Source organism: Sinorhizobium sp. NG07B, assembly GCF_002532005.1.
In the GTDB taxonomy this organism is placed as follows: Bacteria; Pseudomonadota; Alphaproteobacteria; order Rhizobiales; family Rhizobiaceae; genus Sinorhizobium; species Sinorhizobium fredii_C.
In genome coordinates this window covers 68,004-89,396 of sequence record NZ_NWTD01000009.1, presented here as the reverse complement: position 1 = coordinate 89,396, position 21,393 = coordinate 68,004, and the positions used below count along the sequence as shown (strand labels likewise).

Sequence of the window (21,393 nt, the reverse complement as noted above, 5' to 3'; positions counted from 1 at the left end):
TGCTATCCCTTCGCCCGGATGCCTGAGGCGGGCTGGTTGCCCATGGCGGCTGCCTTCAGCGCATTGGCAAGGTCGGTGAAGGCGTCGGCGGCGGACCGCTCGCCGGGCGTCTGCTTGAGGACGTCATAGATGACGGGAACCTGTTTGATCGCCATGTCGAGGTCGGGGTCGCCGCCGGCGCGGTAGCCGCCGATCAGGCGCAGGTCGCGGGTCTCCTCGAAGCGATGAATGAGCGACTTCAGCCGCGCGACGAGCTTTTCCTGATCCGGCGTCCAGGCTTTTCTTGCCAGGCGCGAGATCGAGGCCAGCGGATCGATCGGCGGATAGCGCCCTTCCTCGGCGAGGCTGCGGTCGAGGACGATGTGACCGTCGAGAATGCCGCGGGCCGAATCGGCAACCGGATCATTGTGATTGTCGCCGTCGACCAGGATCGAGATGATCGCGGTAATCGTGCCGGCGCCTTCTGCACCGGGGCCGGCACGCTCGAGCAGGCGCGGCAATTCGGTGAAGACCGAAGCCGGATAGCCGCGGGCGATCGGCGGCTCGCCGGCGGCCGTCGCCACCTCGCGGATCGCATGCGCGAAGCGCGTCACGCTGTCGACGATCAGGAGAACGTTGTCGCCCTTGTCGCGGTAGTGCTCGGCGATCGTCACCGCCGTCAGCGGCGCCATTTTCCTCAGCATCGGGCTCTCGTCGCTGGTGGCGACGACGGCAACCGACTTGGCGAGATTGTCGCCGAGCGTATCCTCGATGAATTCGCGCACTTCACGGCCGCGTTCGCCGACCAGCGCAATCACCACCTTGTCGAAGGCGTCGGCACGCGCCAGCATCGAAAGCAGCGTCGACTTGCCGACGCCGGAGCCGGCGAAGATGCCGAGGCGCTGGCCGAGGCAGAGCGGCGAGAAGATGTCGACGGCGCGCACACCGGTCTTGAACCCCTGTTCGACCCGCCTGCGGGTCATCGACGGCGGCGCGGTATTGGAGATCGAACGGCGAATATCGCCCTGCATCAGCGGGCCCAGACCATCGATCGGCTCGGCCAGCGCATTGATCGTACGGCCGCACCAATTGTCGGTCGGCGCGATGCGGAAAGCGCCTTTGCGGATGACGGTATCGTGGATGCCGATCGGATCGCCGGGCTCGATCGGGCAGACGACGACCCGCTCCGGTTCGACGCGCACGACTTCGCCGAGATGGGTGCCGGTCGCGCTCTTATGCGCCACGAAATCCCCGAGCCGCACATGCCGGGAAAGACCGCTGACGGTATAATGCCCCGGCGAGATCGTCTGGACATGGCCGCCGGGAGCGATCGAAAAATCGGGCTTGGCATAGCGCTCGACGAGGCCGGCAAGCGCCGCCAACGAGGTCGAAGCCGGAATGATGTCAGAGCCTTGTCTTTCCATGCAGGTTCCCGTTGCGATCGGCCCGGCCCGGCTGTCTCGCCGGGAGCCGCTTCACACTTTCCTTCGTTCGCCTAGCGCTCGCCGCCCAGCGTCTTGATCGCCTCTTCAAGCGACCCTTCGCTGTCGCGCATCAGGGCCGTGACATTGTCGAAGGCGCGGGTCACCATGATGAGCTGCGTCATTTCCTGGACGGCATTGACGTTCGATTCTTCGAGGAAGCCCTGCATCACGCCGACATCGAAGCGGTCGACGACGGGTTGCGCTTGAGCGGCCGGCATCACAGCGCTGTTGTCATAGCGGACGAAGCCGCTGGAGAAATCCGCCTCGTAGAGGCCAAGCAGCGCGACCTGGGCGCCGTTCTGGTGGATAGCCCCGTCGGCACCGACGGTGATCTCGCCCGCTCCGCCGTTCAATTGGATCGGCGCACCGCCCGCATCAAGCACCGGATATCCCTTGAGGGTCACCAGTTCGCCCGTTTCCGTCAGCGTGAAGCGGCCGTCGCGGGTCAGCGCCGGGCCGCCGGGCGTGTCGATGTTGAACCAGGCGTTCCCCTTTATGGCGAAGTCGAGCGCAGAACCGGTCCGCGCCAGGGCGCCGTTGCTGGTGCTCAGATATTCCTCGCCTTCGGACACGTAGGAAACGCGGGTCGGCTTCGTATCGCCGAGCACCTGGTCGAACTTCACTTCCGTGGAACGGAAGCCGACCGTGTTGGCATTTGCGATATTGTCTGCAAGCGTGTTCAAGCGCTTCTCAAGCGCCATCTGCGAGGAAAGCGCCACATAGAGGCCGGTCTGCACGTCAGTGTCCCCCGAGTTTCAGATTGTTGATGGAGAGGAGCAGGTCGGGGGAAATTCCGTAGCCGCTCGAAGAACCGAAAACCGCAAGGGGATCGTAGCCGTCGGAAGAATTGCTGATCTCCCAAAGGGCGGTGAAGCGATCGATGAAGGCCGCGAGCTTCACCGGATCCTGGAAATCCTTGAGGTCGATTGCTTCCTCATAAGCTTCTGCCTGCCGATCGACGTCGGCCGCGGCAAATTCTTCGGGAAGCTGCAGCGCCGTCCGCACCACCTGTGCCAGCGCCTCGTCGGCAATGATCTCGTAACCGCTGGTGAGCAATGGCGCCGTGCGCTCGAAATAGAGCGCCAGCCTGACACCGGTATTCTCCTCGCCGGCATTCTGCTCCAGCGTCTGGCGCGTGTATTTGTCGACGACGCCCTTCTGCGCGCGTTCGAAGGAGGTGGCCGTCTCGCTATGCCGGGCGAAATTGAGCGATTCGACCAAGGCCTTGTAGCGACTGTCCGCCAGCTTGTTGGCAAAGGCGTCCTCGCTGTCGACACCCTCCGTCAGCACCTTGCGCATGAAGGCCTTGGCGTAGGCCATGTCCTCCAGCCCGTGCGCTTTCATCGCATAGTCATAGAGCCGGCTGTCGGCAAAGAACTCGTCGAGCGTTTTGATGCTGCCGATCCTGGAAAGGTAGTATTCCGTCTCGCGGGCCACCTGCGGCTCCTCGGAGACCCGCTCCAGCGAGCTCGTAAGGTCGGCGGTTATCAGCTTGTAGCTCGTATAGGTCGTGGTCACGATCGCTCGCCTGTCCGGAATGGCGGCCCGGCGCGATGGCCCGACCTTGCCGAATCCTGCCTCTATTGGCTTGCGCGAACCTGTTCGGCGCGGCGGTCGCGAGCGGGCCTCACGGCCAGCCTCACGCAAGGAAGAAATCCTATTCCGTCGTAGGTAAATCACGATCGCGACAGGTATCGACAATGAACATCATCATCGGGCTCCTTGTGACTTTCGGCTGTATCCTCGGCGGCTACCTCGCCATGGGCGGTCACCTGGAAGTCCTCAACCAGCCTTTCGAGCTGATGATCATCGGCGGGGCCGGCATCGGCGGCTTCATCATGGCCAACTCGATGAAGGTGGTGAAGGATACCGGCAAGGCGCTCGGCGAGGCGTTCAGGCACAAGGTGCCGAAGGAGCGCCACTACCTCGACACGCTCGGCGTGCTCTACAGCCTGATGCGCGACCTGAGAACCAAGTCGCGCAACGAGATCGAGGCCCACATCGACAACCCGGAGGAATCGCCGATCTTCCAATCCGCGCCGACCGTCCTGCAGAACAAGGAGCTGACGGCGTTCATCTGCGACTATGTGCGGCTCATCATCATCGGCAATGCCCGCTCGCACGAGATCGAGGCGCTGATGGACGAGGAGATCCATACGATCACTCATGACAAGATGAAGTGCTATCACGCCTTGACGAGCATGGGCGATGCGCTGCCGGCGATCGGCATCGTTGCGGCGGTTCTCGGGGTGATCAAGGCGATGGGCGCCATCAGCGAGGCACCGGAAGTGCTGGGCGCGAAGATCGCCGCCGCACTCGTCGGAACGCTGCTCGGCGTCTTCCTCTCTTACTCGATCGTCGGTCCGCTCGTCGCCAACATCAAGGCCGTGCGCGAAAAGCAGAACCGGCTCTACGTCATCGTCAAGCAGACATTGCTTGCCTACATGAATGGCTCCGTTCCCCAGGTCGCCCTCGAATATGGTCGCAAGACGATCTCCGCCTATGAGCGACCGTCGATCGATGCGGTCGAGCAGGAGATGATGAACCCGGGCGGCGGCGAAAGCAAGGCGGCTTGAACATCATGAATCCGAGCACCGCATCGAACGTCTACGCTTTCGACAAGAGACTGCTGGCGCGCATGACCGGCGCGCTCGGCGACGACAAGACCATCGGCCGCATCGCTCTCGATCTCGGCCATGTCTTCAGCGACCGGCTTCCCGATTTGCTCAAGCAGGAGACGGGACACGACATTGCCATCGGCTATGCCGGCTTCAAGATGGGGCTCAGGAACGAACTCATCGCCGAACTCGGAGAAGCGGTTCTGCTCAGCGACGTTTCGCTGCGCAACTGGTGCGCCGATTTCCAGATCGGCTGCGACAGCCCGGTTCTCATCACTCTCGTCGAAGCCCTGCTCGGCGCCGAGCCCACCGACATCGAGGAGCCGCTGCCGCGGGCACTCTCAAAGATCGAGATCGACGTGGCGGTGCCGGTGTTCGAGGCCATCGCCGAGGTCGTGCGCATGGCGGTCAATGCGCCGGGCGGCTTCGAGCCGGTGGTCGACCGGCCACATAACGGTGCCGAACGGCTGCCGCCCGACCCGGCCATCGAGGACGTCTACGCCGCCTCGATCGACATGACCTGCGGGCTGGGGCCGGTGCTTTCCACCTTTTCGGTGATCGTTCCGCAAAGCGTGCTGCTCAAGACCCAGATCGTCCCGTCCCGGAGCGCCGGACAAAACGACAGTATGAAGACGGATTGGAGCGAGCAGCTCGAGGAGCAGATTCGCCGCTCGGCCGTGACGCTCGAGGCGCGCATCCAACTGGAAAACCTGACGCTCGATACGATCAGCCGGCTGCAGCCCGGAGACGTGATCCCCTTCCATGACGGCCAGGACGTGCGGGTCGAGGTCAACGCCAACGGTCGCGATCTCTATGTCTGTGAGTTCGGCCGGTCGGGGGCGCGATACACGGTCCGCATCAAGGACACGCACGGGTCCGAAGAGGACATCCTTCGCCACATCATGAGTTAACCGGCCTCGCATCGCAGAATGCCTGAGGCAAGCTTCAACTGGAATAATCCGCACATGGTACGCAAGAAAGCAGCATCCATCGAAGAACAGGCCGCCTTTGCGGGAGACGCCGAGCTCGACCAGGCAATCGACGACCTGCGCGGCGTTCTCAAGCAGGACGGTGCGGCAACGGATTTCGGCGGCGATTTCGCTGCCGCCGAACCTTTTGGCCAGGCCGGGGATTTCGGCGGCGATCTCGGTGCCGGCGGCTTCGGCGGCGATTTCGCTGACACGTCCCTCGGCGGCGGTCTCGATATGGGTGCCGGTTTTGCCGGCAGCGATTTCGGCGGCGACGATTTCGGTGCTGCGCCGGGCAGCGGCATGGCGTCCAATATGGACCTGATCATGGACATTCCGATCGATGTCCAGATCGTCCTCGGCACCAGTCGAATGCAGGTCTCCGGCCTAATGGGCCTGACCGAGGGCGCAACGATCGCGCTCGACCGCAGGATCGGCGAGCCGGTCGAGATCATGGTCAACGGCCGGGTGATCGGCCGTGGCGAGATTACCGTACTCGAGGGCGACGTGACCCGGTTCGGCGTCAAGCTCATCGAGATAAAGGGCAGCAAGAAATAGCCCGATGATCGGGCGAGGGATGAATCCATGATGGATTTCGAAAGTTTCGAAGGGCAGGCACTGGCAACACCGCTCAGTCAGACGGAAAAGGCCGCCGCCGTGCTGCTCGCCATGGGGAAATCCGTGGCCGGTAAACTATTGAAATTCTTCACGCAGAGCGAATTGCAGGCAATCATCGCCGCGGCCCAGTCGCTGCGCGCCATCCCTCCCCACGAGCTCGAGGCGCTGGTCAACGAGTTCGAGGATCTGTTCACCGAAGGCGCCGGCCTGATGGACAACGCCAAGGCGATGGAGAGCATTCTCGAAGAGGGCCTGACGCCGGACGAGGTCGACGGCCTGCTGGGGCGGCGCGCCACCTTCCAGTCCTACGAGGCAAGCATCTGGGACCGGCTGCAGGAATGCGATCCGGTCGCCGTTGCCGACTCGCTCGCCAAGGAACATCCGCAGACGATCGCCTATGTGCTTTCGATGATGCCTTCTAGCTTCGGCGCCAAGGTGCTGCTGCAGCTGTCGGACAAACAGCGCCCGGACATTCTCAACCGCGCCGTCAACATGAAGAATGTCAGCCCGAAGGCTGCCTTCATCATCGAGACGCGCGTCATCGAGATGATCGACGCGATGGAGGCCGAGCGCAATTCGCCCGGCCCGGCGAAGATCGCCGAGGTGATGAACGAACTCGAGAAGAAGCAGGTGGACACGCTGCTCGCCTCGCTGGAAACGATCAACACCGATTCCGCCAAGAAAGTTCGGCCGAAGATCTTCCTGTTCGACGACATTCTCTACATGCCGCAGAGAAGCCGAGTGCAGCTCTTCAACGACGTCTCGACCGACATCATCACCATGGCGCTCAGGGGCTCGGCGCCGGAACTGCGCGAATCGGTCCTCGCATCCGTCGGCGCACGCCAGCGGCGCATGATCGAATCGGACCTTGCGGTCGGCGATGCCGGCATTAACCCGCGTGACATCGCCATCGCCCGGCGCTCGATCACCCAGGAAGCGATTCGGCTTGCGGCCAGCGGGCAGCTGGAGCTCAAGGAAAAGGAATCGGAAGCCGCCTGATCGCGGATTCTTCCCAGGCGGGTCTCACCCCTTCCACTTGTCTGATTTCTGTTGAGCCGGCCGCCTTCTTGGCTTTCGGCTCTTGCGCATGAGGCACGCGCGGTCCACGACAAGGGTTGTGGAGCACGTCGGCCTCGGCCGATTGAGGGTGGCCGCGGCTCCTGGCCAGGATGGGAACTTCCTGTTTCATGTCGGAAGATCAGGACAAGGACAGTAAAACGGAAGCGCCGTCGGAGAAAAAACTCTCCGATGCGGCCGAGAAGGGCAATATCCCCTTTTCCCGCGAAGTGACCGCCTTCGCCTCGACCCTCGCGGTCTACATCTTCATCGTCTTCTTTCTTTCCGATGGTGCGGCGAGCACGGCCGAGGCTCTCAAGGACATATTCGAGCAGCCGGAAGCCTGGCGGCTCGAAACGGCAACGGATGCCGTCGGATTGATCTCGCACGTCATCCTGAAGTCGGCGGGCCTGGTCATTCCGATCTTCCTGCTGCTCATCATCTTCGGCGTCGGCTCGTCGATCTTCCAGAACCTGCCGCGGCCGGTGCTCGACCGGATCATGCCCAACATGAACCGCGTGTCGCCGATCGCCGGCTTCAAGCGCATTTTCGGCGTTCCAGGGCTGGTGGAGTTCGCCAAGTCGCTGTTCAAGATCATCGTCGTGTCGCTCATCGTCGTCCTGGTGCTGTGGAACGACTATTTCGCCACGCTCGATCTGATGTTCTCGGATCCGGTGACGATCTTCGCCACCATGACCTCCGACCTGAAGCAGATCGTCACCGTCGTGCTGCTTGCCACCGCGGTGCTGGCGATTGTCGATCTCTTTTGGACCCGGCATCACTGGTACAGCGAGCTGAGGATGACGAAGCAGGAGGTGAAGGAGGAACTTAAGCAGTCGCAGGGCGATCCGATCGTCAAGTCGCGACTGCGGTCGATGCAGCGGGATCGTGCCCGCAAGCGCATGATCGGCTCCGTGCCGCGTGCCACGCTGGTGATCGCCAACCCGACCCACTATGCGGTCGCGCTGCGCTACGTGCGCGAAGAAAACGATGCGCCCGTCGTCGTCGCCATGGGGCAGGATCTTGTCGCCCTGAAGATCCGCGAGATCGCCGAGAAAAACGGCATTCCGGTCTTCGAGGATCCGCCGCTCGCACGCTCCATGTTTGCACAAGTCTCGGTAGATAGTGTCATTCCACCGGTGTTTTACAAGGCAGTCGCCGAACTCATTCACCGGGTTTACGCAGTTCAGCCGCAACAAAAACGGGTGACATGATCTTGAAGAAGTGCGAATTCTCCGAAAAACGCGAAAGACTAGTGGCAGAGGCGATTCGTCCGGTAGCGACAGAACTGCGCCTGATCGACGCTGCGGACTTCATCGCGCTCCTGCGGTTCGAGTCCTATGCGAGCCTCGCCGATCTCGTGGAATCGGCGGCGGAACTCTACTTCCTGCCGGGGACGGTGAATTTCGGCCTTGGCGGCAACTACAATCTCGACTGGAACAGCTGCCCCGAAATCATTTTGGACCTCGAGTTGAAGCCCCGCGGCGTGACGGTCTATGCGCGCCTCGTGCTTGCCGGCGAAGCGGCCGGCATCGAGATCAGCCACATCAATTTCCAGCATCCCTCGACCGATCCGGACGAGAATACCGCCTTCCTCGCCAAAAGCCTGGAAGAGGCGAAATTCGTCAAATCCTATCCTCTGCCGCTAGCGAGTTAGTCGGGCAGCCGTCTCCTCAGAATCGCCCCTCACGCTAGCCCTCTCCCCGCAGGCGGGGAGAGGGGACGCGCCGGCATATTTGCTGTTCCCGCAAGACCGGACGGCGCAGCGAGTCCCCCTTCGCCCCGCTTGCGGCGGCAGGCCGGATGAGGGGGCAATTTACTGAAATGCCTCGCGAATTTTAGCTGATATAGCCGAGCCGTATGGCCTTGGCGATCGCCTGGATGCGATTGACCGAATCGAGCTTCGTCGTGGCGGCGCCGAGATAGGCGTTCACGGTGTGAACGGACAAGCCCATCTTCTCGGCGATTTCCTCGCTGATATAGCCGTCGCCGGCCATCTGTAGGCAAGCGATCTCGCGGTCGCTGAGGCTCTCGCCCTTGAACAGGCGTCGTTCGTCGGCCGCCAGCATGTCGGTCATCACCTGTGCGCAGCGGCCGTGCAAGTCGAGGATCTGTTCCGCCGGCGCGTCGATATAGCTGCCGGCGAAGACCACATAGCCGTTGCCCTGGGCGCCGAGCCGTATCGGGAAGGCGATGCCCGAATAGGAGAGCTGCCGCCCCTTCAGCCGCTGCGAGAAAAGCGGCATGTCGGGAACGTCGGCTGCCTGATGCTCTCCCTGGCCGTCCCACAGCAGCGCCAGCGGCGATCGATCGAGGTGCTGGAGCAGTTCCTCGCCGTAGACCTTGAGAAGTTCATGCGCATTCGCTTCGGAAGCGGCACCCCAATTGTGCAGGACGCAGGTGAGCTTGCGCGTCGCCGGCATCCCTCTTCCATTGACGCGCAGGACGGCAAAATTCTTCGCATTGATCTGCCGCTGCATCGCCTGCAGCCGGGTGACCAGAGTCGCCGCACGTGCCGCGCGCGCGCTGCGGCCGAGCCGGGCATCGTCCGAGCGGTTCTCCGAATCCAGGTGCATCATCGTCGCGCTCCTATACCAGATTGTGCCGGACGGCGTGGGCGATGGCTTCCGACCTGGTGCGCGTCGCGGTCTTGCGCATGACGCTGGTGATGTAGTTGTTGATCGTGTTGCGGGAGATGCCGAGGATGACGGCGATCTCCTCGCTCGTCTTGCCTTCGGCAATCCAGTACAGGCATTCGAGCTCGCGCTCGGTCAGCTCGAAGTCCCGGTCCTGCCGTACTCCGCCATCGGCCTTGAAACTTGCGAGATAGCTTGCGAGCACGGCGATATCGCGCAGCCCTTCCTGGGAGAGGATGACGTCCTCGGGGAACAGCAGCATCAACGAGTAACGGGAGCGGCCGACATTGAACGAGACGGAGCAGTAGGAACGATTGACCCCGCGCGGCAGATCGATGTCGTCCGGCAGGACCTGGAAGCAGGGCTGCAGCGCCGCCAGGCATTTTTCCAACTCGGTCGTCCTGGCGTTTAGGCCGATGACGATGCCCGATAGACGCCGAACGACGTCGAAGGGCCAATCGGAACACAGGACGAAATCAAGTCCGCCGTCCTGCGACAGACCGTGGCGAGCGAGCAGGTAGCGGGTCGCTCCGACATATTCCGTCAGGATCGCCAGCCCGTTGGCGAGGCTGCTGCGCGCGGCAGCTTCCCCGAGCCTGCGGATCAATTGTTCACGCGATATGCCGCGACTGCTCATGCGCGGCGCGGCGGTCTGCAAAGACCAGGCCGCGCTAGTCTGTGTAATTTCCATGACTTTCAGCCCCCGTGCCGAATTCGACGCCCCTTGCGAGCTACTCTTGCCCTGCCGACAGCCACCGGAGCCGGCATTCCCACACGCAAACCGGAACGCGAATCAATATCTAAACTGTACATCGCCGCCCCTAAAAAAACACTGTGATTGAGACACAACTTGCTTACGCACCCCTAAGTAGAGCAGCTAGTCACCTACCGGTTTACCTCTGGTGGAGAGCGCAGGCGCACCCACCGGATTGCTTTAGTATCCACTTGATTTTTATTGGTATCTCACGGAACGCCAGCACCCATCTCAGCTCTCTTGCCTAACGCCAGAGACACGCCAAAGAGGTGGATACGGTCACTTCCCAGTGGTTTGTAGCGCCTTCAACGCCTCACACGCATCGAATATAGAGGAATGGACTTTACTTTCGAACAGCGGCTGTTGCTAAAATGCACCAAGTCCGAACCGCCAGAGATGGCCACAGCACCTGTATAGATTCAAAGAAGAACAAACCTCTATTTCAATTCTTGATAGTTATATCTGAGCTAAGCTGAGTCATGGGAAAACAAGCGGCAGTCTACAGGTACAGATAGAGGGGCGGTGTCGACCCGTCCGAATCTAGTATGGTTAAAATTATCTTTAAATTTTTCGATCCGCACCTCACCTAGACTCGCCCCGCCGACACGCATTCTTGCGACAGGTTAGGCGCTCCAGCCGATGCCAGGGAATTGACTCGAACACTATTTCCGCCGCCTCGTCACATCGCGGCAATGCGACCCGACGTCACTCCTGCCTCAGGGAAACGCGAAATCCCGCCGGTACGGCGGGATTGTCCGCGGCCTCCTCGAAGGATTTTAGGCGGCGCGGTCGAGGGACCATTTGCGGAGGATTTTTGCGGCCCGCTCCTCGCTGATCTCCACCATGCGCGCGAGCCGGCGCTCCGGGCCCTCCTTGACGCGGCGATTGAAGCCGTTGCTGTCGTCGCCGAGATTGAGCAGGTCGTCCGTGCTGTCGAAGCCGAAGTCCGAACCGAAGCCCTCCATGAGGGCGCCGCTTGCGGCACCGGCGCCAGCCGGAGAGAAATCCGGCAATTCGAGACCGGCGCCCTCGCCTTCGAGCTGACCGGATTGACCGCCAAAGCCCATCTGGCGGGCGAGTGGCCGCATGCCCAGCCAGACGACCAGGAAGGCGACGACGATGAAGGCCAGCGAGTTGATGATGCCGCCGAGATTGCGCGTCAGCATTTCCATGACGCCCGGCCCGGCCACCGGTTGGTCGAGCAATTGCGTCTCGACAAAATCCATCGCGTTCAGCGTGACGACGTCGCCGCGGTTCGGATCGACACCGGCAGCGGACGCGACAATCTTCTGCATGTCCTGGAGATAGGCATCGATCTTCGCCTGATCGGCCCCCTCGCCGACCATCGCTGCCAGGCGGCCGCGGTTGACCACGACGGCGATCGACAGCCGCTCGATCGCATAGCTGTTTTTGACGGTCGCGATCGTCTTGCTGTTGATCTCGTAGTTGGTCTGCTCTTCCTTCTTCTCCGCCTCGTCGCTCGACTGCTGGCCGGCGCCGCCGCGCGGCGCCGCCTGGGGCACGTTCTGCTGGACGGTCGCGGCGTTGTCCGGCTGCTGCTGGCTGGATTTCTGCTCTTCCTTGATGACCCGCGTCGAGCGCTCGACCCGCGATTCGGGGTCGAACACGGTCTCCTGGATCTGCTGTGCATCGGTGTTGAGCGAAGCGGTGACGCTGGTGCGGAAATTGTCCATGCCAAGGAAGGGCGCAAGCGCGTTGTCGATCTTCTTCTCGAGATCGGACTGGACGTTCTGCACGACGCCGAGCGACTGGTTGAGGGCGCTGTTTGCCGGGTCGTCGCCCGAGGCAAGGAGCTGGCCGGTCGAATCGAGAATGGTGACGTCGTCGACATCGAGACCCGGGACGGACGAAGCGACAAGATGGCGGATCGACGAGGCGGCGCTCCGGCCGACGGTCGCACTCGCACGAATCATCACCGATGCGGTCGGCGTCTGCTCGGCCTTTCGGAAGCTGCCCCGCTCCGGCATGACGATATGGACGCGGGCCGCCGCGATGCCGGAAATCTGCTGGATGGTGCGGGCAATCTCGCCCTCCAATGCACGAACGCGGGTCACCTCCTGCATGAAGGAGGTGAGTCCGAGCGAGCCCACATTGTCGAAGAGTTCGTAGCCGGCATTGGCGCTGCTCGGCAGGCCGCGCTCGGCCAGAAGCAGCCGAGCCTTGCCGGTCATGCCGACCGGCACCTGGATGCTGCCGCCATCCGCGCCGACCTCGAAGTCGAGATTCGCCTCGGCAAGCGCAATGCTGATCTGGGTGACATCGCTGCGCTCGAGGCCGACATAGAGCGTTTCATAGGCTGGCTTGTTGACGTAGATCGCAGCGCCGAGGACGAAGCCGATCGCGACGATGCCGGCCACCGCGAGCGCGATTAGCTTGCTCTGCCCGAGATTGCTCAGGTTTTTCGTGAACGTCGAGAATTGATCGAACAGATTCATTCTGTTTCCGCACCCAGTATCGCATGGCACCCTTGCCGGCACTCGACGGCATCATGCGAGGATCAAACATTCTGGTAAGCAGGTATCGATATGCGCGAATCTACCAGCCCCGGAAGCGAAGCTAGGCGGCGAAACTTGCGCGAACTTGACGGAGCAGAAGAATGATGGTCGAGGGGCGACTCAGGCGCCCCTATCATCTAACGTCAAAACGCCTCGAAATCGCCCGCGGCCTTGGTGAGCGGCTGCGAGTGGCCGTGGCGTAAAAGGCCGCTGCCGAGCGCCTTTTTCATGTCGGCTAGCTTGACCAGGTTGACGGCCGTCGAGATGTCCACGAGGCACGTGTCGGGGATCGATGCGGTGATCGTGTCGATGAATTCGGCGAGGCCCCGGGTCTTCTGGACCGCAAGGTCGATACCCTGAAGGACCATCATCCTGTCGGCCGGATCGGCCGCGGATCCATCGTGACCGCCTGCGAGCTGCGGCTCGATCCGCTCGATGAGATAGGCGACGTCGTGCAGTTCGGTGACGATGCGCATCAACACGTCCGGCAGCGATTCTTCCGCGTGAGGCATATAGCTCTGGTGGTCGGTGTGCATCGTTTTTCTCACGTTGAAAGAAATCTTGGCGTCCGAGCCGCCAGCTCGCCCGACGGCGCGATTAGAAGAACTCGATCGAGCTTTCCACCGGCTTCGGCGCAGGCGCGGGCCGCTGGTCCTGATGGATGGCGCGCTGGGCTTCGACACCGGTCAGCGCGTATTGGCGGGCACGACCGGTGACCGGCCAATATTCCAGCTTGCGGCCATGCTCTCCGCCGGTGCTCTCGCCGACGACGCGGATGCCCTCGTCGAGCAGGAACTGCCGTGCAAAGGCGGCGTTCTGCTCGCCGACATTCGAGAAGCGCGCAATCGTCCTGGCTCCGCCGAAGATCTTCGCCTCGAGCCGATCGCGGCGCGCGCCCTGTTTCAGGAGGCCGTTGATCAGCAATTCCATGAGATGCACGCCGTAGCGCGTCGCGTCACCGGCCGAGGCCGGCGACGTCGAAGAGCCGGGCAGCAGGAAATGGTTCATGCCGCCGACGCCCGCCACCGGGTCGCGCATGCAGGCGGCCACGCAGGAGCCGAGAATGGTCGAGAGAACGACATCCGGATCGTTGACGACCTTGAACTCGCCCTGAATGACATGCACACGCCTGCCGGCAGCTTCCAACATTATTTCAGTGCCCCGAAGACCGCCTCGATCGCTGCCTTCATCTTTTCGATGGTGAACGGCTTGGCGAGAACGTTGTTGGCGCCGAGCGCGGCGGCCTTCTGGACGAGCGCCCTGTCGCCCTGAGCGGTCAGGATGATGAAGGCCGCCTTCTTGGTGTTCGGGTTCGAGCGAACCGCCTGCAGCAAGCCGAGACCGTCCATCTTCGGCATGTTGAAGTCCGAGATGACCAGGTGGTGCGGGTTTTGCGCCATGATCTTCATGCCCTGCTCGCCGTCGCCGGCGGCAGTAATCTGCTTGAAGCCCAGTTGCTGCAGGGCGTCGCCCAGGAGCAGTCGGCTCGTGACCTGATCGTCGACGATCAGAACCTTAATCTTTTCGGCGATGGACATTATTCGCTTCCTTCCTTCCGGGCTGCTGCCGTCTTCAGTATCTCCTCCCCGATCGATCCGAGGGGGAGCTGCGTTTCGACAGCGCCCAATTCGTGGGCCACTCTGGGCATTCCATAGACGACACAAGTCTTTTCGTTTTGTCCGAAGGTGCGCGCCCCAGCATGCCGCATCTTGAGGAGGCCGGCCGCGCCGTCGCGCCCCATGCCGGTCAGGATCACACCGATCGAATTGCGCCCCGCCAATTCGGCAACCGAATCGAACAGCACGTCGACCGACGGGCGATGCCCGTTGACGGGTTCCCGGTCAACCAGCCGGCAGCAGGGCGCGGAGGCATTGGCGACCTGAAGGTGCCGGTCGCCGCCGGGCGCCAGATAGACCTTGCCGACCTCGAGACGGGCGCCGTCGGTCGCCTCCTGGACGGTCGGCGCGCAGAGCCGGTTCAGCCGTTCGGAAAAGCTCTTGGTGAAGGTGTGCGGCATGTGCTGCGTGATCACCGTCGGCGGGCAATTTGCCGGGAACTTTTGCAGGACGGCAATCAGGGCCTCCACGCCGCCGGTCGAGGCGCCGATCGCGATGATCTTGCGGCCCGCCTTGTAGTTGGACGCGCTGCTTACGGCCGGCGTCGATGCTGCCCGGTTGCTGGTGATCATCGATTTGCGCTGCGAGCGCGCCGCCGCCTTGACCTTGTCGACCAGACCACCGAACGGATTCGGATCGCCGGGGTGCGGCTTGCCAACGCAATCAAAGGCGCCGATTTCGAGCGCGGCGATCGTCGCCTCGGCACCCTTGTGGGTCAGCGTCGAGACCATGATGACCGGCATGGGCCTCAGCCGCATGATCTTGTCGAGGAACTCGAGGCCGTTCATGTTCGGCATCTCGATGTCGAGGGTGACGACATCGGGATCCAGCTGCTTGATTGCCTGGCGAGCCTCGAGCGCGTCGGCCGCCTGACCGACGACCTTCACCTCCGGATCGGCATTGAGCACGGCCGAGATCAGCCCGCGCATGGTGGGCGAGTCATCGACGACGAGAACACGGGCGGGAGCGTTCATGCCCGACCTCCATGGAATTTGCCGGTGTGGCGATAGGTGGTGACGCCGATATTGTCGAAGATCGTCTTGGCATCCCCCGAGACGCGCTCCGAGTGACCGATATAGAGATGGCCGCCCGTGTCGAGCACGCCCGCAAATCGCGACCAGATCTTCATCTGCGTCGGCTCGTCGAAGTAGATCACCACGTTGCGGCAGAAGATCACGTCGAAGGGCCCCTTGAGCGGCCATTGCGCCATCAGATTGAGCTCGTTGAAGGTGATCAGCCGCTTGACGCGGTCATCGATCTGCCACTTGCCGCGGCCGTTGACCTCGACCTCCCTGAACCATTGCTTGCGCATGGCGGGGCTTACCGTTTCGAGCGCCGTCGCGTCATAGGCGCCGGCGCGGGCGAGCGCCAGGATCTTCGGATCGATATCGGTCGCGAGGATTCGGAAGTCATATTCGGCGGCATTCGGCAGCAGCGACAGCACCGTCAGCGCGATCGAATAGGGCTCCTGGCCGTCCGAGCAGGCGGCCGACCAGATGCGGACCCGGCCGCCGTTCTTCGCCCGGGCGATGAGGCCCGGCAGCACGTCGGTCTTCAGATGCTCGAAATGATGGTTCTCGCGAAAGAAGCGGGTGAAGTTGGTGGTCAGATGCGAGAGCATGTCGCGGCGCGCCGCAGCACCGGCCGGCGAGGCGACGAGCTGGCAATAGTCGCGGAAGCCCTTGAGGCCGAGGTTGCGGATGTGTTTCGACAGCCGCGAATAGACCAGCGACGCCTTGGATTCGTTCAGGTAGATGCCGGCATCCGCATAGATCATCGCGGCAATTTCGCTGAGGTCGCGGCGGGTCAGCGGATATTCGCCGGCCGCAAGGCATTCGTCCGGCGACAGCTTCTGTTCGAAGGTGGCCTGGGCCCTCATGCCGCTTCCCTTTCTTCTTGCGGGCAGACCTGGTCGAGTTCGACCAGGCAGATCATCCGCCCCTCGATTGCCAGGACGCCACGCGCGAAGCTCCTTTCGAAGTCCGACGCGATATCCGGGGTCGGCTGGATGTCGCCATCCGAGACGGTCAGGATGTCGGAGACGGCATCGACCAGAAGCCCCACCACCTGGCTCTTCACCTGGGCGACGATGATCACATGACGGACCGTCGGCTCGGCCGGCTTCATGCCGAGGCGGGCGGAAAAGTCGATGATCGGCAGCACCGCGCCGCGCAGGTTGATGACGCCGAGCATGTAGCTCGGCGCGTGCGGCATCGCGGTCGCAGGCGTCCAGCCGCGAATTTCGCGGACCGACATTACGTTGACGCAGAATTCCTGGCCGCCGGCGCGGAAAGCGATCAGCTCCCGTCCGCCAGTCGTCAGATTTTTTGCGACATAGGTCATAGTATTATCCGGCTGCAGCAAGAGACATTTCAGGTTTCAGGGAGTGTCCGCGCGAGGCGGCGACGATCGCGTCGACATCGAGGATAAGCGCCACGCGCCCATCGCCGAGAATGGTGGCCGCCGCAATGCCCGGCACATGGGTGTAGTTCGCCTCGAGGCTCTTGATGACCACCTGCCGCTGGCCCTGGATCGCATCGACCATCAGGGCGCGCTGGCCGCCGCCTTCGGACTCGACGAGCAGCGCCACCCCTTCGACCGGATTGGCCTGGATAGCGCGGAAGTTCAGGATGCGTCCGACGTCGACCAGCGGGCAGAAGGAGTTGCGGATCGAGATCAGCCGCTGGGAGGCACCGAAGCTGTGGATCGCCGAGGCCTCCGGCTGAAGTGTTTCGACGATTGCCGTCAGCGGCACGACGAGCGTCTGGTTGGCGACCGTCACCACCATGCCGTCGAGGACGGCGAGCGTCAGCGGCAGGCTCATCGTGAAGACAGAACCCTGCCCCGGCTTCGACGAGATGTTGATGCGGCCGCCGAGTGCCTGGATCGACCGCTTGACGACATCCATGCCGACGCCGCGGCCGGAAATGTCGGAGATCTTGTCTGCGGTCGAAAAGCCCGCGTGGAAGATCAGGTTGTCGATTTCCTCGTCGGATAGATTGGCATCGGCGGCGATCAGGTCGTTGTCGATGGCCTTCTGCCGGACCTTCTCGCGGTTGATGCCGGCGCCGTCATCGGCAAGCTCGATAACGATGCGGCCGGACCGGTGCTTCGCCGTCAGCCGGACCGTGCCTTCCGGGTTCTTGCCGGCGGCGACACGCTTTTCCGGCGTTTCGAGACCGTGGTCGACCGCATTGCGGATCATGTGCGTCAGCGGCTCGGCCAGCTTGTCGATGACCGTCTTGTCGACCTCGGTGTTCTCGCCTTCGGTGACGAGACGTACCGACTTGCCGGTCATGTCGGCGATTTCGCGGACGATTCGCGACATGCGCTGGAACACCGGCTTTACCGGCTGCGCGCGGATCGCCATGACGCTGTCCTGGATCTCGCGGGTGAGCTGCTGCAGCTCCTCGAGCCCCATATTGATCGACGACGTACCGTTGGTGTCGTTCTCGATGACGCTCTGCGACAGCATCGCCTGGTTGATGACGAGCTCGCCGACCAGGTTGATCAGGCGGTCGACACGGTCGAGATCGACGCGGATCGTCGGGGTGGCAGCCGACGCGACCTGCTGTGCTGCCGCCTGTGCCGCGGAGACCGGCGTTGCGCTCTTCGCGCTTTCGGCCGAAGCGCGTGCGGTCTGGGCCATCTGCAGGACGTTGCTCGCGGTCGCCGCGGCAGACACGGCCTCGTCGCGAGCCTCGCGCTGGGCAACGGCTTGCTCCTCGTCCTCGGGAGCCCCTGCCGTGGCCGGCGCCCCTTCATCGAGCAGCGACAGGTCGAACGGAACGGGCTGCATCGGCAATTCCTCGCCCGCATTGGCAGGGTCGCCGGCGAGCGTCACCTCGAGTTCGCAATCCCACTCGGCGAATTCGAAAACCGAACGGATCGCGTCTTCGCCCTTGTCGGTCTTCAGCGAGATCTTCCAGGCGAAATAGGCGGCCTCCGGATTCATGCTGCCGAGCGCCGGCAGTTCGTCCATGTCGCAATGGATGCTCATCTCGCCGAGGCGCGAGAGATCGCGCAAAAGCAGCGTCGCGTCATTGCCCTTGGCATAGAGCTCGGACTTCGGCCTGAAGAGGATTTCGAAGGTCGAGGGCTCGACCGCCGGAGGCTCGCTCGCCTCGAACTCGTCGAAGGAGAAGGCGACGGGCTGGAAGCCTTCCTCGTTGACCACCGGAGCGGGTGCGGGCGCCGGGGCCGGTGCGGCAACAGGCGCCGGCTTTGCCACCGGCTCGGCAGCGGCCGCCTGCGGCAATTCACCATTGGCGAGCGCCTCGAGCTCCTTGATCAGCTGACGGCTGCGCGCCTCGTCGACGCTGCCGCCGTCCCGGGCGGCATTGGTGAGATCGGCAAGCACGTCCGCCGATTTCAGCATGACCTTCAGGACGTCCTGGTTGGGCTCAAGCCTGTTGGATCGAACGCAATCGAGCGTCGTCTCGAAGACGTGCGCAAACGAGACGAGGTCATCGAGCCCGAACGCACCGGCGCCACCCTTGATTGAGTGGACAGCGCGGAAGACGGCGTTGACCGTCTCGGGATCGCGGTCGCCGTCATTGAGCTTCAGGAGACCCGACTCCAGTTCCGCGAGCTGCTCCTCGCATTCCTGGAAGAAGATCTCTTTGATTTCGTTCATATCCATTGGAGGCTACCCTCGGATCTCAGGCCGTTACGCGCTCGATGGCATCGATCAGCTTGGTCGGGTCGAACGGCTTGACAATCCAGCCGGTGGCGCCCGCCTGCCGCGCGCGGTTCTTCTTCTCGGCGTCGCTTTCGGTGGTGAGCACCAGGATGGGAACGGCACGGTAGCGGTCGTTCCTGCGCACGCCTTCGATGAAGCCGAAGCCGTCGAGGCGGGGCATGTTGATGTCCGTGACGATCACGTCGGGATTGGCCGTCTCCAGCACTTCGAGCCCTTCGACGCCATCTTCGGCCTGGATCGTTTCGAAGCCGGCATTGTTGAGGGTAACAAGAAGCATGTTCCGGATCGTCCGGGAGTCGTCCACAGTCAGAACTCTCTTCTTCATTTTCTCAAATCTCCTTTGCCATCAGGGGCGCGATGTCCACGCCGATGAGCTGTGTCGTTTTAACGAAAGCGTCCGACACCTTAGCAAAGGTGAAGGACATCCGGTCTTCTTCCCAACTTCTGGCTCCGGCCATCAGCACCTGTGCGCAGAGCGTTCCGATCCGCTCGACGGCGGACGCGTCGATGACGACCGGAGCGCCCTTGAGCGATAGCAGCCTTTCATGCAGCGCGGTCGCCTCGTTCAGGTCCAGCACCGGAGCGAGCTTCAGCGATTTCTTTGCGGTATTCTTGCTGGCCATTCTGTCCCTCGACTGACCTGTTCCCTGACCTTAGCGCCGCCATGCGGCGACCTGGCGCCCCGAGGCGGCGTCATCGCTGAACGGCATCGCTCGTTCGTCCTCGTCGACTTGCGGCAAAAGCGCGGACGGCTGGACAAAGGTCGGAGCCCTTAATCCCGCCTGGCGCTCGAAACGGAAGCGGCGGATCGTCTTACCGAGCTCCAGAATGGTGCCGTGGAGATCCTCGGTCGAAGCCGCCGCCTCACCAGCGACCGTCGCGCTTCGACCGATCGCCGTCGAAATACCGCCGATCTCGGTCGCCGCGGCGGCCAGATCGCTGACCTGCGCTTCCGCCTCGCGGGCGATGCCGGAGACGGCGGCATTGATCGAGATGACCTGTTCGACGATGCTGCTGATCGCATTCTGCGTCTGACCGACGATCTCGACTCCGGCTTCGACCTGCGTCTTCGTGCCGTTGACGAGCTGCTTGATCTCGCGCGCCGCCTCGCCGGAGCGTTGCGCCAGCGCCCGGACTTCCTGCGCGACGACCGCGAAGCCGCGGCCACTCTCGCCGGCGCGTGCCGCTTCGATGCCGGCATTGAGGGCGAGCAGATTCGTCTGGAAGGCAATCTCGTCGATCACGCCGATGATCTGGCCAATCTTCTCCGCGGACGCCTCGATATCCGCCATGGCGGAGATCGCCTGACCAGCAATCTCGCCGCTGCGCTCCGCAGCACGGCGCGTTTCGCTCGCCTTGGCCTCGGCCTCGCTGATCCTGAACGAGCCGGAGCGCATGCGTTCGGTCATCGCCCCAAGCGCTGCGACCTGGCCGGTCAGGGCCTCGGCCTCGCTGCCTGCGGTGCCGGAAAACGCGTTGGTGCGGCTGCGAAGGCTTTCCACCATCCCTTCGGCCGCCGCTGCACGCTTGTCTCCGGACTGCAGAGCCTGCTGGATCTGGTCCAAGGCGGCATTCAGCCCGGCGGCGATCGGCCGGTAGACATCAGGTGTCTCCGTCGGCAGCCGGGCGCCGAGGTCGCCGTCGGCGAGAGCCTGCAGGAAATCCGAAAACAGCGCCGCTACTTCGGACTCGTCGCCCTTGCGCTGCTCGGAACGCTGGCGCTGATGCTGCTGGCGGAGCGCGTTGAAGCGCAGCGACACGGTGATCTCGCTGTCGACGAAGGCAGCACGCACGAGAGCGGCGACGAGACGGCAAAGTTCGTTCCTGCGTGCCTTGCCGAAAGGAAGCTTGGGCCAGGCATCCTCGATTGCGCCGACGATGAGATGTTCCAGCACCACCGAATGGCTCGCGAGTTGCCAGCGCGGGTCGAGCCCCATGCGCGCTTCCGTGTCGGCGAGCACCTTGACGCGCTCGGCGTAGAGCCCGTCGAAACGGGCATCGGTCAGCACGTTCCAGTGGGAGGAATGAAGATCGTGCAGTCGGTCGAGCTGGCGATCGTTGTCGAAATGGCGAGCGGCGTCCGGTTTGGTCTGCAACCGGTGAAAAAGGTCGCGCAGCGCAAGCTCGATGCGCGGCGACAGGGCTTGGCGACGGTCCCGCAGAAGCGCACAGGCTCCCTCGTCGAGCCCGGCAAAGCGCAGGCGCTCGAGCAGACTGCCCGCCTGGCCCTTCCTTGCCTGATCTGACGCTTCCTGCTGCACGCTGTTCCCCGGCCTGATGCGTAGTCGAAACTTGCCTGAGGGAAGATGTGGCCCGTTGAGGGGCTATGGCCGGTCACGCCCAGTCGGTAAGATCGGCGCGCCTGAGCGTTCTCTATCGTCCATCCCGCAAGTAACGTCTGTGAGATTGCATACCGGACCGGAACCGGTACGGCGGTGCGGCATCA

Annotated in this window: 22 protein-coding genes; 6 read left to right on the top strand and 16 right to left on the bottom strand. The window is 63.0% G+C overall.

What is annotated here, in order from left to right; translation table 11 throughout:
* Window positions 1-2: 2 nt before the first annotated feature.
* The 3 genes from fliI to CO664_RS23485 form a co-directional block, all read right to left on the bottom strand.
* Window positions 3-1,403 carry a flagellar protein export ATPase FliI gene (fliI, locus tag CO664_RS23495; RefSeq protein WP_097540070.1) on the bottom strand — a complete coding sequence of 467 codons (1,401 nt, stop codon included), beginning with the start codon at window positions 1,401-1,403 and terminating at the stop codon, window positions 3-5.
* Between the two features lie 71 nt (window positions 1,404-1,474).
* The gene (gene flgF / locus CO664_RS23490) at window positions 1,475-2,200 is read right to left on the bottom strand and encodes a flagellar basal-body rod protein FlgF (protein ID WP_037423892.1); all 726 of its coding nucleotides are present in this window, start codon (window positions 2,198-2,200) and stop codon (window positions 1,475-1,477) included.
* A gap of 1 nt (window position 2,201) precedes the next feature.
* Entirely contained in the window at window positions 2,202-2,981 is a 780-nt protein-coding gene (locus tag CO664_RS23485) for a DUF1217 domain-containing protein (protein WP_097540069.1), read from the bottom strand.
* Window positions 2,982-3,163: 182 nt separating this feature from the next.
* On the opposite strand from CO664_RS23485, the gene motA reads away from it, so the two are divergent.
* From motA to CO664_RS23455, 6 genes are all read left to right on the top strand, one after another.
* Complete coding sequence (gene motA / locus CO664_RS23480; RefSeq protein WP_097540068.1) at window positions 3,164-4,039, top strand: flagellar motor stator protein MotA; 876 nt, start codon at window positions 3,164-3,166, stop codon at window positions 4,037-4,039.
* A gap of 5 nt (window positions 4,040-4,044) precedes the next feature.
* Window positions 4,045-4,992, top strand: a complete 948-nt coding sequence (locus tag CO664_RS23475; RefSeq protein WP_097540106.1) for a FliM/FliN family flagellar motor switch protein — start codon at window positions 4,045-4,047, stop codon at window positions 4,990-4,992.
* A 54-nt stretch (window positions 4,993-5,046) separates the two neighbouring features.
* Window positions 5,047-5,607 (top strand): flagellar motor switch protein FliN, encoded by a 561-nt coding sequence (gene fliN / locus CO664_RS23470; RefSeq protein ID WP_176536653.1) that lies wholly within the window; start codon window positions 5,047-5,049, stop codon window positions 5,605-5,607.
* Window positions 5,608-5,634: 27 nt separating this feature from the next.
* The gene (gene fliG, locus CO664_RS23465) at window positions 5,635-6,666 is read left to right on the top strand and encodes a flagellar motor switch protein FliG (RefSeq protein WP_097540066.1); all 1,032 of its coding nucleotides are present in this window, start codon (window positions 5,635-5,637) and stop codon (window positions 6,664-6,666) included.
* Between the two features lie 188 nt (window positions 6,667-6,854).
* A complete protein-coding gene (flhB, locus tag CO664_RS23460) occupies window positions 6,855-7,937 on the top strand; it encodes a flagellar biosynthesis protein FlhB (RefSeq protein ID WP_037423880.1) in 1,083 nt (360 codons plus the stop codon).
* Window positions 7,934-8,380 carry a hypothetical protein gene (locus CO664_RS23455; RefSeq protein ID WP_097540065.1) on the top strand — a complete coding sequence of 149 codons (447 nt, stop codon included), beginning with the start codon at window positions 7,934-7,936 and terminating at the stop codon, window positions 8,378-8,380. The genes flhB and CO664_RS23455 overlap by 4 nt, the downstream gene beginning before the upstream one ends.
* Window positions 8,381-8,561: 181 nt before the next feature.
* On the opposite strand, the gene CO664_RS23450 is transcribed toward CO664_RS23455, so the two are convergent.
* The 13 genes from CO664_RS23450 to CO664_RS23390 form a co-directional block, all read right to left on the bottom strand.
* Entirely contained in the window at window positions 8,562-9,302 is a 741-nt protein-coding gene (locus CO664_RS23450) for a helix-turn-helix transcriptional regulator (protein ID WP_097540064.1), read from the bottom strand.
* 10 nt (window positions 9,303-9,312) lie between these two features.
* Window positions 9,313-10,050 carry a helix-turn-helix transcriptional regulator gene (locus CO664_RS23445; protein ID WP_097540063.1) on the bottom strand — a complete coding sequence of 246 codons (738 nt, stop codon included), beginning with the start codon at window positions 10,048-10,050 and terminating at the stop codon, window positions 9,313-9,315.
* Between the two features lie 839 nt (window positions 10,051-10,889).
* Window positions 10,890-12,569 (bottom strand): flagellar basal-body MS-ring/collar protein FliF, encoded by a 1,680-nt coding sequence (fliF, locus tag CO664_RS23440; protein WP_097540062.1) that lies wholly within the window; start codon window positions 12,567-12,569, stop codon window positions 10,890-10,892.
* 203 nt (window positions 12,570-12,772) lie between these two features.
* A complete protein-coding gene (locus CO664_RS23435; RefSeq protein WP_037423870.1) occupies window positions 12,773-13,165 on the bottom strand; it encodes a hypothetical protein in 393 nt (130 codons plus the stop codon).
* A gap of 61 nt (window positions 13,166-13,226) precedes the next feature.
* Window positions 13,227-13,781, bottom strand: coding sequence for a chemoreceptor glutamine deamidase CheD (gene cheD / locus CO664_RS23430; protein WP_037423868.1), 555 nt, complete (start codon window positions 13,779-13,781; stop codon window positions 13,227-13,229).
* On the bottom strand, window positions 13,778-14,167 hold the full coding sequence (locus CO664_RS23425) for a response regulator (RefSeq protein ID WP_012706841.1): 390 nt from the start codon (window positions 14,165-14,167) through the stop codon (window positions 13,778-13,780). Before CO664_RS23425 ends, cheD begins: the two co-directional genes overlap by 4 nt.
* Window positions 14,167-15,219: a protein-glutamate O-methylesterase CheB gene (gene cheB / locus CO664_RS23420; RefSeq protein WP_097540061.1), complete on the bottom strand. Its 1,053-nt coding sequence runs from the start codon at window positions 15,217-15,219 to the stop codon at window positions 14,167-14,169. The genes CO664_RS23425 and cheB overlap by 1 nt, the downstream gene beginning before the upstream one ends.
* Window positions 15,216-16,124, bottom strand: a complete 909-nt coding sequence (locus CO664_RS23415) for a protein-glutamate O-methyltransferase (RefSeq protein ID WP_037423864.1) — start codon at window positions 16,122-16,124, stop codon at window positions 15,216-15,218. The genes cheB and CO664_RS23415 overlap by 4 nt, the downstream gene beginning before the upstream one ends.
* The gene (locus tag CO664_RS23410) at window positions 16,121-16,588 is read right to left on the bottom strand and encodes a chemotaxis protein CheW (RefSeq protein ID WP_097540060.1); all 468 of its coding nucleotides are present in this window, start codon (window positions 16,586-16,588) and stop codon (window positions 16,121-16,123) included. The genes CO664_RS23415 and CO664_RS23410 overlap by 4 nt, the downstream gene beginning before the upstream one ends.
* Before the next feature lie 4 nt (window positions 16,589-16,592).
* Window positions 16,593-18,887, bottom strand: coding sequence for a chemotaxis protein CheA (locus CO664_RS23405; RefSeq protein WP_097540059.1), 2,295 nt, complete (start codon window positions 18,885-18,887; stop codon window positions 16,593-16,595).
* Between the two features lie 19 nt (window positions 18,888-18,906).
* Window positions 18,907-19,272: a response regulator gene (locus CO664_RS23400; protein WP_012706836.1), complete on the bottom strand. Its 366-nt coding sequence runs from the start codon at window positions 19,270-19,272 to the stop codon at window positions 18,907-18,909.
* 4 nt (window positions 19,273-19,276) lie between these two features.
* The gene (locus CO664_RS23395) at window positions 19,277-19,570 is read right to left on the bottom strand and encodes an STAS domain-containing protein (protein ID WP_037423855.1); all 294 of its coding nucleotides are present in this window, start codon (window positions 19,568-19,570) and stop codon (window positions 19,277-19,279) included.
* Between the two features lie 30 nt (window positions 19,571-19,600).
* On the bottom strand, window positions 19,601-21,208 hold the full coding sequence (locus tag CO664_RS23390; protein ID WP_097540058.1) for a globin-coupled sensor protein: 1,608 nt from the start codon (window positions 21,206-21,208) through the stop codon (window positions 19,601-19,603).
* Window positions 21,209-21,393: the final 185 nt, after the last annotated feature.